Consider the following 15189-nt stretch of genomic DNA (forward strand, 5'->3'; position numbering starts at 1 on the left):
GGCCAGTTCCGGATCCGCCCCCATCACCTGAGAGAATGGTGAACATGGCCTCTGACAGTCCTCGCGTGCTCTCCGGGATCCAGCCCACCGCAGGCTCGTTCCACCTCGGCAACTACCTCGGCGCCGTCCGTCAGTGGGTGGCGTTGCAGGAGTCCCACGACGCGTTCTACATGGTCGTCGACCTGCACGCGATCACGGTTCCGCAAGACCCCGCCGAGCTGCGCGCCAACACCCGGCTCGCCACCGCTCAGCTCCTCGCGGCCGGACTCGACCCCGAGCGCTGCACGCTCTTCGTCCAGAGCCATGTCCCCGAGCACGCGCAGCTCGCGTGGGTCATGAACTGCCTCACCGGCTTCGGTGAGGCGTCCCGCATGACCCAGTTCAAGGACAAGTCCGCCAGGCAGGGCTCGGACCGTGCGTCGGTCGGCCTGTTCACGTACCCGATCCTCCAGGTCGCCGACATCCTGCTCTACCAGGCCAATGAGGTCCCGGTCGGCGAGGACCAGCGCCAGCATGTCGAGCTGACCCGCGACCTCGCGGAGCGATTCAACGGGCGGTTCGGCCAGACCTTCACCGTCCCGAAGCCGTACATCCTCAAGGAGACGGCGAAGATCTACGACCTCCAGGACCCGGCGGTCAAGATGAGCAAGTCGGCGTCCACGCCGAAGGGCCTCGTCAACCTCCTCGACGACCCCAAGACCACCGCCAAGAAGGTGAAGAGCGCCGTCACCGACACAGACACCGTGATCCGCTACGACGCCGAGAACAAGCCCGGCGTGAGCAATCTCCTCACGATCTATTCGACGCTCACCGGCGCGGGTATCACCGATCTGGAAGAGAAGTACGAAGGCAAGGGCTACGGTGCGCTCAAGTCCGACCTCGCCGAGGTCATGGTCGAGTTCGTGACGCCGTTCCGGGAGCGCACCCAGCAGTATCTGGACGACCCCGAGACGCTCGACTCGATCCTGGCCAAGGGCGCGGAGAAGGCGCGTGCCGTCGCCGCGGAGACCCTTTCGCAGGCGTACGACCGGGTGGGTTTCCTGCCCGCCAAGCACTGAGGCGTACGACCGCACCCACGACCTGTTGGGCAGAGCGCTGCACATCACCTCAGCGGCGCCTGCCCACCGGACAGCCGTGGCCGTACAGTCGATAGCCGGACGGCTGAGTACGAATCCGGCAACCCAGCCGACACGACGACAGGAGACGACGTGGGGACCGTAACGATCGGCGTGTCGATCGCGGTCCCGGAGCCTCACGGCAGCCTGCTCCAGGAGCGGCGCGCGGGCTTCGGCGACGCCGCGGCTCACGGCATCCCCACACACGTCACCCTGCTGCCGCCGACCGAGGTCGACGCGGCCGAGCTCCCGGCCATCGAGGCGCATCTCTCCGAGGTCGCCGCGGTCGGCCGGCCCTTCCCGATGGGGCTGCGCGGCACGGGTTCCTTCCGGCCCCTGTCGCCGGTGATCTTCGTCCAGGTGGTCCAGGGCGCCGAGGCCTGCAACCGGCTCCAGAAGCAGGTGCGCGACGTCTCCGGTCCGGTGGCGCGCGACCTGCAGTTCCCGTACCACCCGCACGTCACGGTGGCGCACGGCATCGACGAGGCCGCGATGGACCGCGCGTTCCGCGAGCTGGCCGATTTCGTGGCCGAGTGGCCCTGCACGGGCTTCGCGCTCTACGAGCAGGGCGGGGACGACGTGTGGCGCAAGCTGCGCGAGTTCACCTTCGGCGGGTCGGTGGTGCCGCCGCAGGTGGGCCATGTGGAGCGCGGCACGATCGCGAGCCGGTAGCTCACGGCGGCCGGTCCTGGAGGCTCAGATCGGCAGGCGCCGGAACACCGCGCGCGGCATGTGGCGCAGGGCCGCCATCACCAGGCGCAGGGTTCCGGGTACCCACACCGTCTCCGAGCGGCGGCGCAGGCCCAGTTCGATGGCCGTGGCGACTGCCTCGGGGGTGGTGGCCATGGGTGCCTCTTCGAGGCCTGCCGTCATGTTCGAGCGGACGAAGCCGGGGCGTACGACCATGACGTGGACGCCCGTGCCGTGCAGCGCGTCGCCGAGGCCCTGGGCGAAGGTGTCGAGGCCGGCCTTGCTGGAGCCGTAGATGAAGTTCGAGCGGCGGGCCCGCTCGCCGGCGACGGAGGACAGCACCACGAGGGAGCCGTGGCCCTGTGCCTGCAGCGCGCTCGCACTGATCAGACCCGCCGACACCGCTCCCGTGTAGTTGGTCTGCGCGACCCGCACCGCGCTCACCGGCTCCCGCTCGTCGCGTGCCTGGTCGCCGAGGACGCCGAAGGCCAGCAGCACCATGTCGATGTCGCCGTCGGCGAAGACCTTGCCGAGCACCTCTTCGTGGGACTCGGGGTCGAGCGCGTCGAAGGCGACGGTGCGGACGCCCGCCCCCAGGGCGCGCAGGCTCTCGGCCGCCTTCTCCAGCGCGGGCGAGGGGCGGCCCGCCAGCCACACCGTGCGGGTGCGGCGGGCGATGAGGCGGCGGGCGGTGGCCAGCGCGATCTCGGACGTACCGCCGAGGACGAGCAGGGACTGGGGGAGGCCGAAGGCGTCCTTCACGACAGCTCCTAGGGGGTGGGGGGAGGTCTCAGAGGCCGAGGCGGCGGGCGAGGTCCGAGGCGAACACCCCGCGCGGGTCCAACTCCGCGCGCAGGGCCCGGAAGTCGGCGAGCCGGGGGTACATCGGGGCGAGCAGCTCCGGCCGCAGCCGGGAGTCCTTGGCGAGGTAGACGCGCCCGCCGGCCGCGGCGACCTCCGTGTCCAGTGCGTCGAGGAAGGCGCTGAGGCCGGTCAGGCGTGCGGGGATGTCCAGGGCGAGGGTCCAGCCGGGCACCGGGAAGGAGAGCCAGCCGGGATCGGCCTCGCCGAAGCGCTTGAGGACGGCCAGGAAGGAGGGGCACCGGCGCTCGGAGATGCGGCGCACGATCCGGCGCAGGGCGTCCTCCTGGCCGTGGCCGACGACGAACTGGTACTGCACGAAGCCGCCGCGGCCGTAGACCCGGTTCCAGTGGGGCACCCCATCGAGGGGGTGGAAGAAGGCGGAGATCCGCTGGAGTTCGCCGGTACGCGCGCGTGGCGCCTTCCGGTACCAGAGTTCGTTGAACAATCCAACGGTGGTACGGCCCAGCAGGCCCTCCGGGACGAAGGCGGGGGCGGACGGGAGCCGGCGGGGCCGGAAGTCCAGCGGGTGGTGCCACGCGCGCGTGCCCTCGCGGAGCGCCTCCAGGGGCGCGTGGTCGCCGCGGGTCAGCACCGCGCGTCCGGTCGCGGCGCCCCGGGCCAGCAGGTCGATCCAGGCGACGGAGTAGCGGTAGCGGTGGTCGGTCGCGGTGAGCCGGGCCATCAGGTCGTCGAGGTCGGCGGCGCGTTCGGTGTCGACCGACATGAACGACGTCTCGACCGGGAGCAGTCGCAGGGTGGCCGTGAGAATCACCCCGGTCAGGCCCATGCCGCCGGTGGTCGCGTCGAACAGGGGTGTGCCTCGGCCGACCGCGTGGATCTCGCCGTCGGCGGTCAGGAGTTCGAGCGAGAGCACGTGGCGCGAGAAGGAGCCGGAGACGTGGTGGTTCTTGCCGTGGATGTCGGCGCCGATCGCCCCGCCGACGGTCACCTGCCTGGTGCCTGGCGTCACCGGCACGAACCAGCCGAGCGGCAGCAGTACTTCCATCAGCCGGTGCAGGGAGACGCCCGCGTCGCACAGCACGGTGCCGCTGTCGGCGTCGATCGCGTGGACGCGGTCGAGACCGGTCATGTCGAGCACGGACCCGCCGGCGTTCTGCGCCGCGTCCCCGTACGCGCGTCCGAGGCCCCGTGCGATGCCGCCGCGGGTTCCGCAGTCCCGTACGGCGGCCACCGCCTCCTCGTACGTCCGCGGGCGGATCATGCGGGCGGAGGTGGGGGCGGTGCGGCCCCAACCGGTGACGGAAACCGTGTCTCCAGACATGCCCGTGACCGTATCGCCCCTATATCAGCGATTGATTCAGAAACAGCACTTCTCTCCCCGAAATGGGTGATTAATGGGATGTCGCTCTATATTGCCGTAGTTCTGGCGGTGCGGGCGTGAACAGTGAGTCCACATGGACGACATGGACGTCATGGACCAACGGATCCTTTCTGCACTCCGCGCCCACGGTGCCGATCCGCGCGTCGCGTCCGCCGCACGCGCTCTGTCCCTGGCCGGCGAGCACGGTGCGCTGTGGTTGGCGACGGGCCTCGTCGGAGCCGCCGTGGACGGCACGCGGCGCGGCTCCTGGTTGCGCGGTACGGCGCTCGTCGCGGGCGCGCACGTCGCCAGCATGGCCGTGAAGCGCGTTGTGCGCCGTGCACGCCCCGAGCACGTCGAGCCCCTGGTGCGCACCGTCGGCCCGCACTCGTTCCCGAGCTCCCATGCCGCCTCCGCGACGGCCGCCGCCGTGGCGCTGGGCGCGCTCGGGACGTACGGCACGTACGCCATCCGGCCGCTGGCCGCCGCCATGTGCCTCTCGCGCCTGGTCGCCGGAGTGCACTACCCCTCCGACGTGGCTGCCGGAGCCGCCCTGGGGGCGCTCACGGCGCGGCTCGGGGCGCGCTGGATGCGGCACGGCGCGCGGCGCGAAGGGCACGGCGCGAAGGGCCAAGGGCGGCGCCCGTGACGGAGACAGCGCCCCTCCCCAACTCCGCGCGCCCTGGAGAGGCGACCCTTCCCGAGCGGCGCACGCCCCCCGGGCAGAGTCCCGCGCCCCGGCGCGCGCGCACTCCGCTCGCGCTCCTGGCCGGTCTGCTGAAGACCACCCGGCCCAAGCAGTGGGTCAAGAACGGCCTCGTCGTCGCCGCACCCGCCGCCGCCGGACAGCTCTTCTCCCGGCACGCGCTCACCCAGGTCGCCCTTGTCTTCGTCCTGTTCACCGCCTGCGCCGCCGCCGTCTACCTGATCAACGACGCCCGCGACGCCGAGGCCGACCGCGCCCACCCCACCAAGTGCCGCCGCCCGGTCGCCGCCGGGGTCGTCCCCGTACCCGTCGCGTACGGCGTCGGCGGCGCGCTGGCCATCCTGGCGCCCGCCGCCGCGGTCTGGCTGACCCCGCCGCTCGTTCCGGCGCTCCTGACGGCGTACGTCGGCATGCAACTGGCGTACTGCGTCAGCCTCAAGCACGTCCTGGTCGTCGACCTCGTCGTCGTCACCACGGGGTTCCTGATGCGGGCGATGATCGGCGGGGTCGCGCTCGGCATCCCGCTGTCGCGCTGGTTCCTGATCACCACGGGATTCGGGGCGCTGTTCATGGTGTCGGCCAAGCGCTACTCCGAAGCCGTCCAGATGGCCGAGAAAGCGGGCGCCACGCGCGCGTTGCTCACCGAGTACACCACCGGCTACCTCCGCTTCGTCTGGCAGCTGGCCGCCGGTGTCGCCGTCCTCGGCTACTGCATGTGGGCCCTGGAAGAGGGCGGTGTGCCGCACGCGAGCGTGCTGCCCTGGCGGCAGCTGTCGTTGGTCGCCTTCATCCTTGCGATCCTCAGGTACGCCGTCTTCGCCGACCGTGGCACCGCCGGCGAGCCCGAGGACGTCGTCCTGGGCGACCGCGCCCTCGCCCTGATCGGACTCGCCTGGCTGACGATGTACGGCCTGGCGGTGGCGAACTGGTGAGCCTCGCCCCGCGCCTTCCTCGGCGTGTCGCCCCGCGCCCTGCCCGGCACACGCCCCGGCGCCGGGCCTGGCATGCGCCCCGCAGCCTCACCCCACGCCTCCCCCGGCGTCTCACCCTGCGCCTTCCCGCGCGTCTCGCTCGGCGTCCCACCCAGCGCGCTCCCCGGCGGCTGGCCTGGCATGTGCCCGGGCGCCTAACCCGATACGCGCCCCGCCGTCTCACCCTGCGCGCCCCCCAGCACGCGCCCCCGCGCCTGGCCTGGCGCGTGCCCCGGCACTCGCCCCGGCGCCGGGCCTGGCGTGCGTCCCGCAGTCTCACCCCGTGTCTCGCTCGGCGTCCCACCCCGCGCGTGCCCCGGCGGCTGGCCTGGCATGTGCCCTGGCGCCTAGTCCGGCACGCCTCCCTCCGTCTCATCCTGCGCGCCCCACGGCACGCTCTCCGGCGCCCGGCCTGGCGCGTGCCCCGGCGCCTAGCACAGCACGCCCCCCGTCGTCTCACCCGGGGCGCCCCCCAGCACGCGCCCCCGCGCCAGCCCTGGCGCGTGCCCCGGCGTGAGTTGATCGGCTTCGCCGCCGTCGGCCTTCTCGCCTACGCCGTCGACCTCGCTCTCTTCACCTGTCTGCGTGGCGCCGCCGCCCTCGGTCCGCTCACCGCCAAGCTTCTGTCGTTCGCCGCGGGGTGCACGGTCGCGTACGTCGGCAATGCGCTCGGCACCTACCGGCACGCGCGGCCCCAGGGACTGCGCCCGTACGCCGTGTTCGTGGCCGTGAATCTCGCCGGCGCGCTCGTCCAGCTCCTCTGTCTCGCCGTCAGCCACTACGGCCTCGGCCTCACCTCGCAGCGCGCCGACACCCTCTCCGGCGCCGGGATCGGCATGGCGCTCGCCACCGTTCTGCGATTCTGGGGTACCCGGACATTGGTTTTCCGCAACGGGGGCAGAGTCGGATCATGGACTGGCTGAAGAAGCTCCCCGGAATAGGGCCGCTCGTCACATGGCTGACGGCCACGCGAGTGTGGCGGGCGTACGAGCGTCTGGACCGGGTGAAGTGGACGCGGCTGGCCGCCGCGATGACGTTCATCAGCTTCACCGCGCTGTTCCCGCTGCTGACGGTGGCCGCCGCGATCGCCGCGGCCACGCTCAGCCCCGCCCGCCAGAAGAGCGTCGAGGACAAGATCGCCGATCAGTTCCCCGGCCTCTCCGACCTCGACTCCCTGGTGCACAACGCCGGTACCGTCGGCCTCATCGCGGGCGCCGTCCTGCTGTTCACTGGCATCGGCTGGGTCGGGCAGATGCGCGACTGTCTGCGCGCGGTGTGGGAGCTGCCCGACCCCGACGAGAACGCCGTCGTACGCAAGGGCGTGGACGCGGGTGTCCTGCTCGGTCTCGGCGGCGCGCTGATGGTGACTCTCGCTGCCTCTGTCGTCGCCTCCGCCGCCGTCGGCCGGGTCGCCCGGCAGCTCGGCCTCGCCGAACACGGCTGGGGCCTCATCCTGCTGCGCGTCGCCGCGTTCGCCGTGGCCGTGCTCGCCGACTTCTTCGTCCTGCTCTACGTCCTGACCCTGCTGCCCGGAGTCGAGCCGCCGCGCCGCCGCCTGCTCGTCGCGGCGCTGTTCGGCGCGGTCGGCTTCGAACTCCTCAAGCTGCTGCTCAGCGGCTACATCCAGGGCGTCGCCGGGAGGAGCACGTACGGCGCGTTCGGCACGCCCGTGGCCCTGCTGTTGTGGATCAACTTCTGCGCGAAACTGGTGCTGTTCTGCGCGGCCTGGACGGCGACGGACGGCTCCGAGGCCGACGTCACGGACGGGACGACCGACGACGTACCAGATCCGGCAGCGGCCACCGGCGGTTGACCAGGAACGCGCCGCCCGCGAGCAGCAGCAGCACTCCGCCGGTGATCGCCGCCGCGATCCCCATGCCGCTGGAGCCGTCGTCGGCGGTGGCGCTCGCCACCGGCTTCGTGGAGGCGCCGCCGGTGCCCGTGCCCTTCGTGGGAGCGGACGTGGTGGCGGTGGCGCTGGGCTGCGCGGCGCTCTTCGGCGGCACCAGCGTGCCGACCGGCTGCACCTTGCCGTCCGCCTTGAAGCCCCAGTCGAAGAGCTTCGCGGTCTCCTTGTAGACCTCGTTGTGCTCGCTCTTCTCCGGCTTCATGACGGTCACGAGCAGAACCTTGCCGCCGCGCTCGGCGACACCGGTGAAGGTGGCGCCCGCGTTGGTGGTGTTGCCGTTCTTGACGCCCGCGATGCCCTGGTAGACCGAGAGGTCGGAGTCGCCGCTGAGCAACCGGTTGGTGTTCTGGATCTCGAAGGACCCGCGGACGGACTTGCCCTTCTTCTTCGTCGTCTCGCCCGGGAACGTGGCCCGCACCGTCGAGCAGTACTCGCGGAAGTCCTTCTTCTGCAGCCCGGAGCGGGCGAAGAGCGTCAGGTCGTACGCCGACGAGACCTGGCCGCTCGCGTCGTACCCGTCGGGACTGACCACATGGGTGTCCAGGGCCTGCAGATCCTCCGCGTGGGCCTGCATGTCCTTGACGGTCTGCTCGACGCCGCCGTTCATCGAGGACAGCACGTGCACGGCGTCGTTGCCGGAGCGCAGGAACACGCCGAGCCAGAGGTCCCGGACCGTGTAGGTCTCGCCCTCCTTTATCCCGACCATGCTGGAGCCGGAGCCGATGCCCGCCAGGTCGGCCGGAACCACCTTGTGCTTCGTGGACTTGGGGAACCTGGGCAGCACGGTGTCGGCGAACAGCATCTTCAGCGTGCTCGCCGGGGGCAGCCGCCAGTGGGCGTTGTGGGCGGCGAGCACCTCGCCGGACTCGGCGTCGGAGACGATCCAGGAGCGTGCGGTGAGGTCCTTCGGCAGCACGGGGACCCCGCCGCTGAGGTTGACCTGCGTACCGGCCTGGCCGAGGCGGGCGCCGCCGACCGTCGACATGTTCGCCGGGGGAGTGGCCGACGGGCTCGTCGAGGGCTTCGGGGCCGCGAGGGCGGCGGGCGCGGCGAACGTCATCAACGACGTGTACGAAAGGGACAGAAATGTGGCTGAAATGACCAGCAAGGATCGCTTCGCGGTCTTCTTGGGTGCGGGCACGGTCGAGAACGTACATGCCGCGGGCCGTGAAGTCCCGCTTCCCCTGGCACCCCGGACACGGAGCGGACCGGTCGGCGGCGATACTGGAGATATGAAGCTCAGCCGCCCGGTCTCCTGGTTCCTGCTCGCCTTCGGGGTGTGGAGCTGGGTCATCTGGGTCACTTTCGTCAAGAATCTCGTCAAGGACAGCAGCGGGCTCGCCTTCGACGACGGTCACCCGACCGCGTACTTCTGGGTGCACCTGCTGCTGGCGGTCGTTTCCTTCGTATTGGGGACGGTCATCGGGGTCATCGGGTTGCGCGGAATTCGCGCACTGCGCCGGACGTCATAGCGGGGGACACGGATCAGGGTGGTCATCGTCTTCGTGCTCGTCGCCCTGGCCGTACTGGCCGCCGTCGCGGGCCTGCACTGGTACATCTGGCGCCGGCTGGTCCGGGACACCACCGCCGCACCGGGCACACCGCGCCGCGTGGGCACGGCGGTGTTCGCCGCCGGTCCGGTCCTGATGGTCGCGGCCCTCGTCGCCGAGCGTGCCGGCGCCCCCTTCTGGCTCCAGCGCACGCTCGGCTGGCCCGGCTTCCTGTGGATGGCGCTGTCCCTCTACCTGCTCCTTGCGGTGCTGGCCGGGGAGGTCGTACGCCCCCTGCTGCGAAAGCTGTTGGAGCGCCGGACGCGGCCGGAGCCGGCGGTGCCGGTGGCCGCGCTGGCGGGCGCGCCCACGGGAGCACCGACGGGCGTACCGGCGAAGACGCCGCAGCCCCAGCAAGCCCCCGCGACAGAACCGCGGCCGGAGCCGGCCCCGCCCTCCCGGCGCCTGTTCGTGTCCCGGGTCGTGGGCGGTGCCGCCGCGACGGCCGCCGTGGCGACGGTCGGCTACGGCACGTACGGCGTGCTGCGCGGCCCGCGCGTCAAGCGCGTGACCGTGCCGCTGGCCAAGCTCCCGCCCTCGGCGGACGGTTACCGGATCGCCGTCGTCAGCGACATCCACCTGGGCCCGGTGCTCGGCCGGGGTTTCGCGCAGCAGGTCGTCGACACGATCAACGCGACGCAGCCCGATCTGATCGCCGTCGTGGGCGACCTGGTCGACGGCAGCGTCAAGGACCTGGGCCCGGCGGCCGCACCGCTGGCCCGGCTGTCGGCGCGGCACGGGGCGTACTTCGTCACCGGCAACCACGAGTACTTCTCCGGCGCCGAGCAGTGGGTCGAGGAGGTACGGCGACTCGGGCTGCACCCGCTGGAGAACGCCCGCACCGAACTGCCCGGGTTCGATCTCGCCGGGGTCAACGACGTACAGGGCGAGAGCGAGGGCCACGGCCCGGACTTCGAGCGCGCCCTCGGCGACCGGGACACGGCACGCGCGTGTGTGCTGCTCGCCCACCAGCCGGTCCAGATCCACGACGCCGTACGGCACGGCGTCGACCTCCAGCTCTCCGGCCACACCCACGGCGGCCAGCTCTGGCCCGGCAACTTCCTCGCGGCCGCCGCGAATCCCACGGTCGCGGGACTGGAGCGGTACGGCGATACCCAGCTGTACGTGAGCCGCGGAGCGGGCGCCTGGGGCCCGCCCACGCGCGTGGGAGCCCCCTCGGACATCACGGTGATCGAACTCCGGTCGACCCGCGCCTGAGCTGCGGTGCCGCCCCCGTGGCCGTCCTGTGAACAGGCCGTGAAACTCGCCGGAAACAGTCCGTCGGTAAGTTCTTTCTCATCTCACCAGATTGCTCTTCCCTCAGTTTAAACATGTGTGATTAGGTGAGCCGCGTCACTTAGGGGAGTGACAACTTTGTGCTGGCCAGGGGTAGGGCTCGGAAGGGCCTGGGGAGGGCACCACCATGCGATCTGTTCGCATGCGGATACTCGCGACGCTACTTGTGCTCGCGGCCGTGGGAGTGGGCGGCTGGAAACTGCTGCCGTCGCAGGAGAACAAGAACAAGACCATTACGGTCGGTACGACGGACGCTGTCACGTCGCTCGATCCGGCCGGCGCCTATGACGCCGGTTCCTGGGCCTTGTTCAGCAACGTCTTCCAGTCGCTGCTGACCTTCGATCCGGACGGGGTCACGCCGATCCCGGACGCGGCGAAGAGCTGCAAGTTCACGGACAGCGGACTGAAGACCTATCAGTGCGTGCTGCGGGACGGACTCACGTTCCCGAGCGGGCGCGCCATGACCGCGGAGGACGTGAAGTACTCGTTCGACCGGGTCAAGAAGATCAACTCCGATGTGGGTCCGGCGTCCCTGCTGTCCACACTCGACTCGGTGGCCGTCGACGGCAACGACAAGGTCACCTTCAACCTGTCGACGCCGGACGCCACGTTCCCGTTCAAGGTGGCGACCGGCGCCGGCGCCATCGTCGACCGGAACAAGTACCCGGCGGACGCGCTGCGCACCGGCGCCGGGGCCGACGGCAGCGGGCCGTACACGCTGACGTCGTACGCGAAGGACAGGCAGGCAACCCTCGAACCGAACACCAGCTACAAGGGCGCCCTCAGCAGCACGGGCCGCCCGATCGAGCTGCGCTACTACGGCGACTCGAACCAGCTCAACAGCGCCTGGAAAGCCAAGCAGATCGACGTGGCCACGCGCACGCTGCCGCCCGGCGTCCTGTCCGGCCTCTCCGCGAGCGACCCGAACCAGCGCGTCACCGAGTCCGACAGCGCCGAGACCCGCAACCTGTACCTCAACACCCGCGAGAGCTCGCCGCTGCACGACGTGCGCGTCCGGCGGGCCATGGCCTGGCTGATCAACCGCGAGCAGCTCGCCGCCACGGTGTACGACGGCACGGTCGACCCGCTGTACTCGCTGATCCCGACCGGCCTCACCGGCCACTCCACGTCGTTCTTCGACGACTACCCGAGGCCGAGCAGCGACAAGGCGAAGGCGCTCCTGGAGCAGGCCGGGGTCACGCTCCCGGTGCACTTCACCTACGGCTACGGCAAGGGCCGCGGTGCCGGCGCCGAGGAGGCCGCGGAGCTGAAGAAGCAGCTGGAGGCGGGCGGCCTGTTCAAGGTGGACGTCAAGGGTTACGAGTGGACCGACTTCCAGAAGCGGTGGGCCACCGGCAAGCTCGACTCGTACGCGGTCGGGTGGGTCGCCGACTATCCCGACCCGGACACCTTCGGCTCCCCGCTCGTCGGCACCGGCTCGACCATGGGCACCGGCTACAGCAACAAGATCGTGGACCAGCTCATCGTCCACAGCCAGCAGTTCGCCGACCGCAGCAAGGTCGCCCAGGACTTCCGCACCCTGCAGGCGGACGTGGCCGCGGACGTGCCGCTGCTGCCGCTGTGGCAGCGCAAGGAGTACGTCGTCAGCACCGAGGACGTCGGCGGCGGACAGTACCTGTCCGACGGCACCGGCGTGTTCCGGCTGTGGCGTCTGGACTGGATCTGACGCGATCCATACGCGAATGCGCCGATCCCTACGCATCGGATACGTCCGAGTGGCGCCGGACGGGCACCCGAGGCAGCACCATGTGACGGAGGTGTGTGGGGTGAGGAGCCGACGTGCTGAGACGCAACTCGTTCCGGCTGCCCCGGCACCCGGCGTCCGTCGGTCTCGCACGGCGCCGGGTCCGGGACCATCTGGCCGACTGGGGCCACGGTCCCGATGACCCGGCGCTGGCGGACGCGATGCTGCTGGTGTCCGAGCTGGCCACCAACGTCGTACGGCACGGGCCCCTGCTGGAGCGGGAGTTCGAGGTCGCGGTGACCGCCCTCGCGGACGGCTCCTGCCTCATAGAGGTCTCCGACGAGGGCCGTCACGAACCCCGGCCGCGGGCGGTCGGCGACCTGGACGAGTCGGGCCGCGGCCTGCACATCGTGGAACACATCGCCACGGCCTGGGGCGTGTGGAGCCGCGGCAGCCACGGCATGACGGTGTGGGCGCTGGTGACGACGGGGAGGACGTGAGGCCGTACGTCTGCGCACTTCGTACGGCCGTGTCGGCTCTCGGGCGGCCGTGCGACTCCGCCGCTCGTACGGCCGTGTCGGCTCCCGGGCGGGTGGGGATGTGGGGCCGTGCGACTCCGCTGTTCGTACGGCCGCGTCGGCTCCCGGGCGGGTGGGGATGTGGGGCCGTGCGACTCCGCTGCTCGTACGGCCGCGTCGGCTCCCGGGCGGGCGGGACGTGAGGCCGTATGCCTGCGCACCTCAACCGGCCGTGTCGGCTCCCGGTCCGGCCAAGACGCGAAGCCGTACGATTCCGCCCCTCCTACGGCCCTACCGGCTCCCGCTCCGGCAGGGTCACCGTCACCGCCAGCCCCTCGCCCGGCGCCGTGCGCACCGCCACCTCGCCGCCGTGGGAGTGCACGACGCCCTGCACGATCGCCATGCCCAGGCCGCTGCCCGCGCCGCCGCCCGCACGGAAGAAGCGGTCGAAGATGCGGGCCGCGTCGTCCTCGGCCAGGCCCGGGCCCTCGTCCGCGACGCACAGCCGTACCACCCCGTCCGCGCGCTCCACACCCAGCCGCACCGGCACGTCGGCGGGTGTGTGCGTGCGCACGTTGGCCAGCAGGTTGCCGAGCACCTGTCTGAGCCCCGACTCGTCCGCGCGCACCAGCAGGGAGCCGTCGGCGGTGACGGTGACCGGGCGGTCCGGCTGCTGGACGCGCAGGTCGTCGGCGGCGTCCCGGACCAGACGGCTCACGTCGACGTTCCGGAACCGGAGTTCCGGCTGCTGGTCGAGCCGGGCGAGCAGGAGCAGCTCGTCGACGAGCCGGCCCATGCGGTCCACCTCGCCGTTCATCCGGTCCCAGGCCCGCTTGCGCTCGACCGGCTCGCGCAGCATCCCCTTGTCGTACAGCTGGAGGTAGCCGCGTATCGCCGACAACGGCGTGCGCAGCTCGTGCGAGGCGTCGGCGACGAACCGGCGCAGCTGGGCCGCGCTGCGCTCGCGCGTCCGGTACGCCGACTCCACCTGGTGGAGCATGGAGTTGAGGGCGAGCCGCAGCTGCTCGACCTCCTGTGTCGGATGGTGGCTGGAGGGCACACGCCGGGTGAGGTCCCCCTCCGCGATGGCGGACGACGTCTCCACCATGTCCTCCAGCGGCCGCATCCGGCGCCGGACGCTGAACATCGTCACGCACGCGAGGAGCGCCAGCAGCAACGTGCCGATGGCGATGTCGAGCTTGAGGGCCTTGTCTATGCCCTTGTGCAGGGCGTCAGTCTGGTTGGCGATCAGGATGTAGTTGCCATCGGCCAGGGCGACAGCGATCGCCCGGTAGGCGGCGCCGTGGACCGAGATCTCGCGCGGCTCGGCTGAGTGCGCCAGCGCGCCCGGGTCGCCGACCGAGCGGCTCAGCGCGCGCTGGCTGTCGCTCGGCGGGAAGCCGGCGATCGTACGGGCCCTGCCGTGGGCGTCGACGACCGCGAACACGGAGTCCGGGTGCGGCTGTTCACCCGTGGGCGGCTGGACGAACCGGTCCCGGACGATCGCCAGCGCGGCCAGGGAGTCGATCTGCTGCACGGTGAGGTGGGAGGCGGCCAGGGTCTGGCGGGTCTTGGTCAGCTCCGCGTCCACCTGGCCGAGCAGGTAGAGCCGCATCCCCATCAGACTCACCGCGGTGGCCACCAGGATGCCGACGGCGAGCAGCCCGACGTTGGCCAGTGTCAGCCCGCCGCGCAGGGAGTGGATGCCGTGCCGGCGGGGCCGCGTCATGCCAGCCCGTATCCGACACCGCGCCGCGTGGTGATCACCGGCGGCCCCAGGGTGTCGAGTTTGCGCCGCAGATAACTGATGTAGGTCTCGACGACGGTCGACTCGGGCGGGGTGTGCTCGTACTGCCACACATGGCGCAGCAGTTGCTCCTTGGGCACGATCCGGCCGCCGTTGCGCACCAGGAACCGCAGCAGCGCGTACTCGGTGGGGGTCAGCTCGACCGTACGCCCCGCGCGGTGCACCGAGTACGTCGTCTCGTCCAGCTCCAGGTCGCCGTATCTGAGCGGCGGGCGCTCGGGGATGACGTCGGCCGCGCGCGTGCGGCGCAGCACCGCGCCGATCCTGGCCACGACCTCGTCGATGTTGAACGGCTTGGTGATGTAGTCGTCGCCGAAGCCGAGGGCGCCGACGATCTCGGCGGGGGAGTCGCGCGCGGTCAGGAAGACGAGCGCCAGTTCGGGCTGCCGGGTGCGCAGCTCACGCCCCAGGGCGCGGCCGTCGCCGTCGGGCAGCATGACGTCGAGCAGCGCCGCGTCGGGGCGGGTGCGCTCGGCGAGGGCGAGGGCCTCGCGGACGGTGCCCGCGGTCATGACCTCGAAGCGGTGGTAGCGCAGGGCGATGGCGAGGACGTCCGCGATGCTCGGTTCGTCCTCCACGATCAGCACGGTGCCTGGAGCCGTCGTCATGCCCCCAGTATCGGCGGGGCCACTGACAACCGTGTCCCGTCCCCCTTTGGAGTTCGTTGAGAGTCATGGGCGGGTCGTGTCCACGCACGCGTGCCGCCGCGAATGCTGGTGCCTGGACCTGGGGGACCG

General features: G+C 71.4%; 15 protein-coding genes. 10 read left to right on the top strand and 5 right to left on the bottom strand.

Annotated features, from left to right (window positions below; all coding sequences use genetic code 11):
* The first annotated feature begins 44 nt into the window (after positions 1-44).
* Both trpS and ACFYXB_RS02095 read left to right on the top strand, forming a co-directional pair.
* The gene (trpS, locus tag ACFYXB_RS02090) at positions 45-1058 is read left to right on the top strand and encodes a tryptophan--tRNA ligase (RefSeq protein WP_389576838.1); all 1014 of its coding nucleotides are present in this window, start codon (positions 45-47) and stop codon (positions 1056-1058) included.
* Between the two features lie 150 nt (positions 1059-1208).
* Positions 1209-1787 (top strand): 2'-5' RNA ligase family protein, encoded by a 579-nt coding sequence (locus tag ACFYXB_RS02095; RefSeq protein ID WP_389576840.1) that lies wholly within the window; start codon positions 1209-1211, stop codon positions 1785-1787.
* A 24-nt stretch (positions 1788-1811) separates the two neighbouring features.
* Here ACFYXB_RS02095 and ACFYXB_RS02100 read toward each other — a convergent pair whose 3' ends face one another.
* Together ACFYXB_RS02100 and ACFYXB_RS02105 are read right to left on the bottom strand one after the other, a co-directional pair.
* On the bottom strand, positions 1812-2567 hold the full coding sequence (locus tag ACFYXB_RS02100; protein ID WP_389576842.1) for a decaprenylphospho-beta-D-erythro-pentofuranosid-2-ulose 2-reductase: 756 nt from the start codon (positions 2565-2567) through the stop codon (positions 1812-1814).
* Positions 2568-2595: 28 nt separating this feature from the next.
* The gene (locus ACFYXB_RS02105) at positions 2596-3951 is read right to left on the bottom strand and encodes an FAD-binding protein (RefSeq protein WP_389576844.1); all 1356 of its coding nucleotides are present in this window, start codon (positions 3949-3951) and stop codon (positions 2596-2598) included.
* A gap of 133 nt (positions 3952-4084) precedes the next feature.
* On the opposite strand from ACFYXB_RS02105, the gene ACFYXB_RS02110 reads away from it, so the two are divergent.
* The 4 genes from ACFYXB_RS02110 (at position 4085) to ACFYXB_RS02125 (ending at position 7480) form a co-directional block, all read left to right on the top strand.
* Positions 4085-4639 carry a phosphatase PAP2 family protein gene (locus ACFYXB_RS02110; RefSeq protein WP_388498837.1) on the top strand — a complete coding sequence of 185 codons (555 nt, stop codon included), beginning with the start codon at positions 4085-4087 and terminating at the stop codon, positions 4637-4639.
* Positions 4636-5628: a decaprenyl-phosphate phosphoribosyltransferase gene (locus tag ACFYXB_RS02115; protein WP_389576846.1), complete on the top strand. Its 993-nt coding sequence runs from the start codon at positions 4636-4638 to the stop codon at positions 5626-5628. Before ACFYXB_RS02110 ends, ACFYXB_RS02115 begins: the two co-directional genes overlap by 4 nt.
* Before the next feature lie 542 nt (positions 5629-6170).
* Positions 6171-6590, top strand: a complete 420-nt coding sequence (locus tag ACFYXB_RS02120) for a GtrA family protein (protein ID WP_389576848.1) — start codon at positions 6171-6173, stop codon at positions 6588-6590.
* Positions 6578-7480: a YihY/virulence factor BrkB family protein gene (locus ACFYXB_RS02125; RefSeq protein ID WP_389576849.1), complete on the top strand. Its 903-nt coding sequence runs from the start codon at positions 6578-6580 to the stop codon at positions 7478-7480. Before ACFYXB_RS02120 ends, ACFYXB_RS02125 begins: the two co-directional genes overlap by 13 nt.
* Here the strand turns inward: ACFYXB_RS02125 and ACFYXB_RS02130 are convergent.
* Positions 7425-8717, bottom strand: a complete 1293-nt coding sequence (locus ACFYXB_RS02130; RefSeq protein ID WP_389576851.1) for a D-alanyl-D-alanine carboxypeptidase family protein — start codon at positions 8715-8717, stop codon at positions 7425-7427. The two genes, ACFYXB_RS02125 and ACFYXB_RS02130, sit on opposite strands and share 56 nt — an antisense overlap.
* Before the next feature lie 91 nt (positions 8718-8808).
* On the opposite strand from ACFYXB_RS02130, the gene ACFYXB_RS02135 reads away from it, so the two are divergent.
* The 4 genes from ACFYXB_RS02135 to ACFYXB_RS02150 all read left to right on the top strand — a co-directional run bounded on the left by ACFYXB_RS02135 (position 8809) and on the right by ACFYXB_RS02150 (position 12627).
* Positions 8809-9048 carry an SCO4848 family membrane protein gene (locus ACFYXB_RS02135; RefSeq protein ID WP_351346309.1) on the top strand — a complete coding sequence of 80 codons (240 nt, stop codon included), beginning with the start codon at positions 8809-8811 and terminating at the stop codon, positions 9046-9048.
* An 18-nt stretch (positions 9049-9066) separates the two neighbouring features.
* The gene (locus tag ACFYXB_RS02140) at positions 9067-10344 is read left to right on the top strand and encodes a metallophosphoesterase (RefSeq protein WP_389576853.1); all 1278 of its coding nucleotides are present in this window, start codon (positions 9067-9069) and stop codon (positions 10342-10344) included.
* Positions 10345-10549: 205 nt separating this feature from the next.
* Positions 10550-12109: an ABC transporter substrate-binding protein gene (locus tag ACFYXB_RS02145; RefSeq protein ID WP_389576855.1), complete on the top strand. Its 1560-nt coding sequence runs from the start codon at positions 10550-10552 to the stop codon at positions 12107-12109.
* 113 nt (positions 12110-12222) lie between these two features.
* Positions 12223-12627 (top strand): ATP-binding protein, encoded by a 405-nt coding sequence (locus tag ACFYXB_RS02150; RefSeq protein WP_389576857.1) that lies wholly within the window; start codon positions 12223-12225, stop codon positions 12625-12627.
* Between the two features lie 301 nt (positions 12628-12928).
* On the opposite strand, the gene ACFYXB_RS02155 is transcribed toward ACFYXB_RS02150, so the two are convergent.
* Both ACFYXB_RS02155 and ACFYXB_RS02160 read right to left on the bottom strand, forming a co-directional pair.
* Complete coding sequence (locus ACFYXB_RS02155; protein ID WP_389576859.1) at positions 12929-14374, bottom strand: sensor histidine kinase; 1446 nt, start codon at positions 14372-14374, stop codon at positions 12929-12931.
* On the bottom strand, positions 14371-15060 hold the full coding sequence (locus ACFYXB_RS02160) for a response regulator transcription factor (RefSeq protein ID WP_389576861.1): 690 nt from the start codon (positions 15058-15060) through the stop codon (positions 14371-14373). Before ACFYXB_RS02160 ends, ACFYXB_RS02155 begins: the two co-directional genes overlap by 4 nt.
* Between the last annotated feature and the right edge of the window lie 129 nt (positions 15061-15189).

It is taken from the genome of Streptomyces sp. NPDC002619 (assembly GCF_042889305.1).
GTDB lineage: Bacteria > Actinomycetota > Actinomycetes > Streptomycetales > Streptomycetaceae > Streptomyces.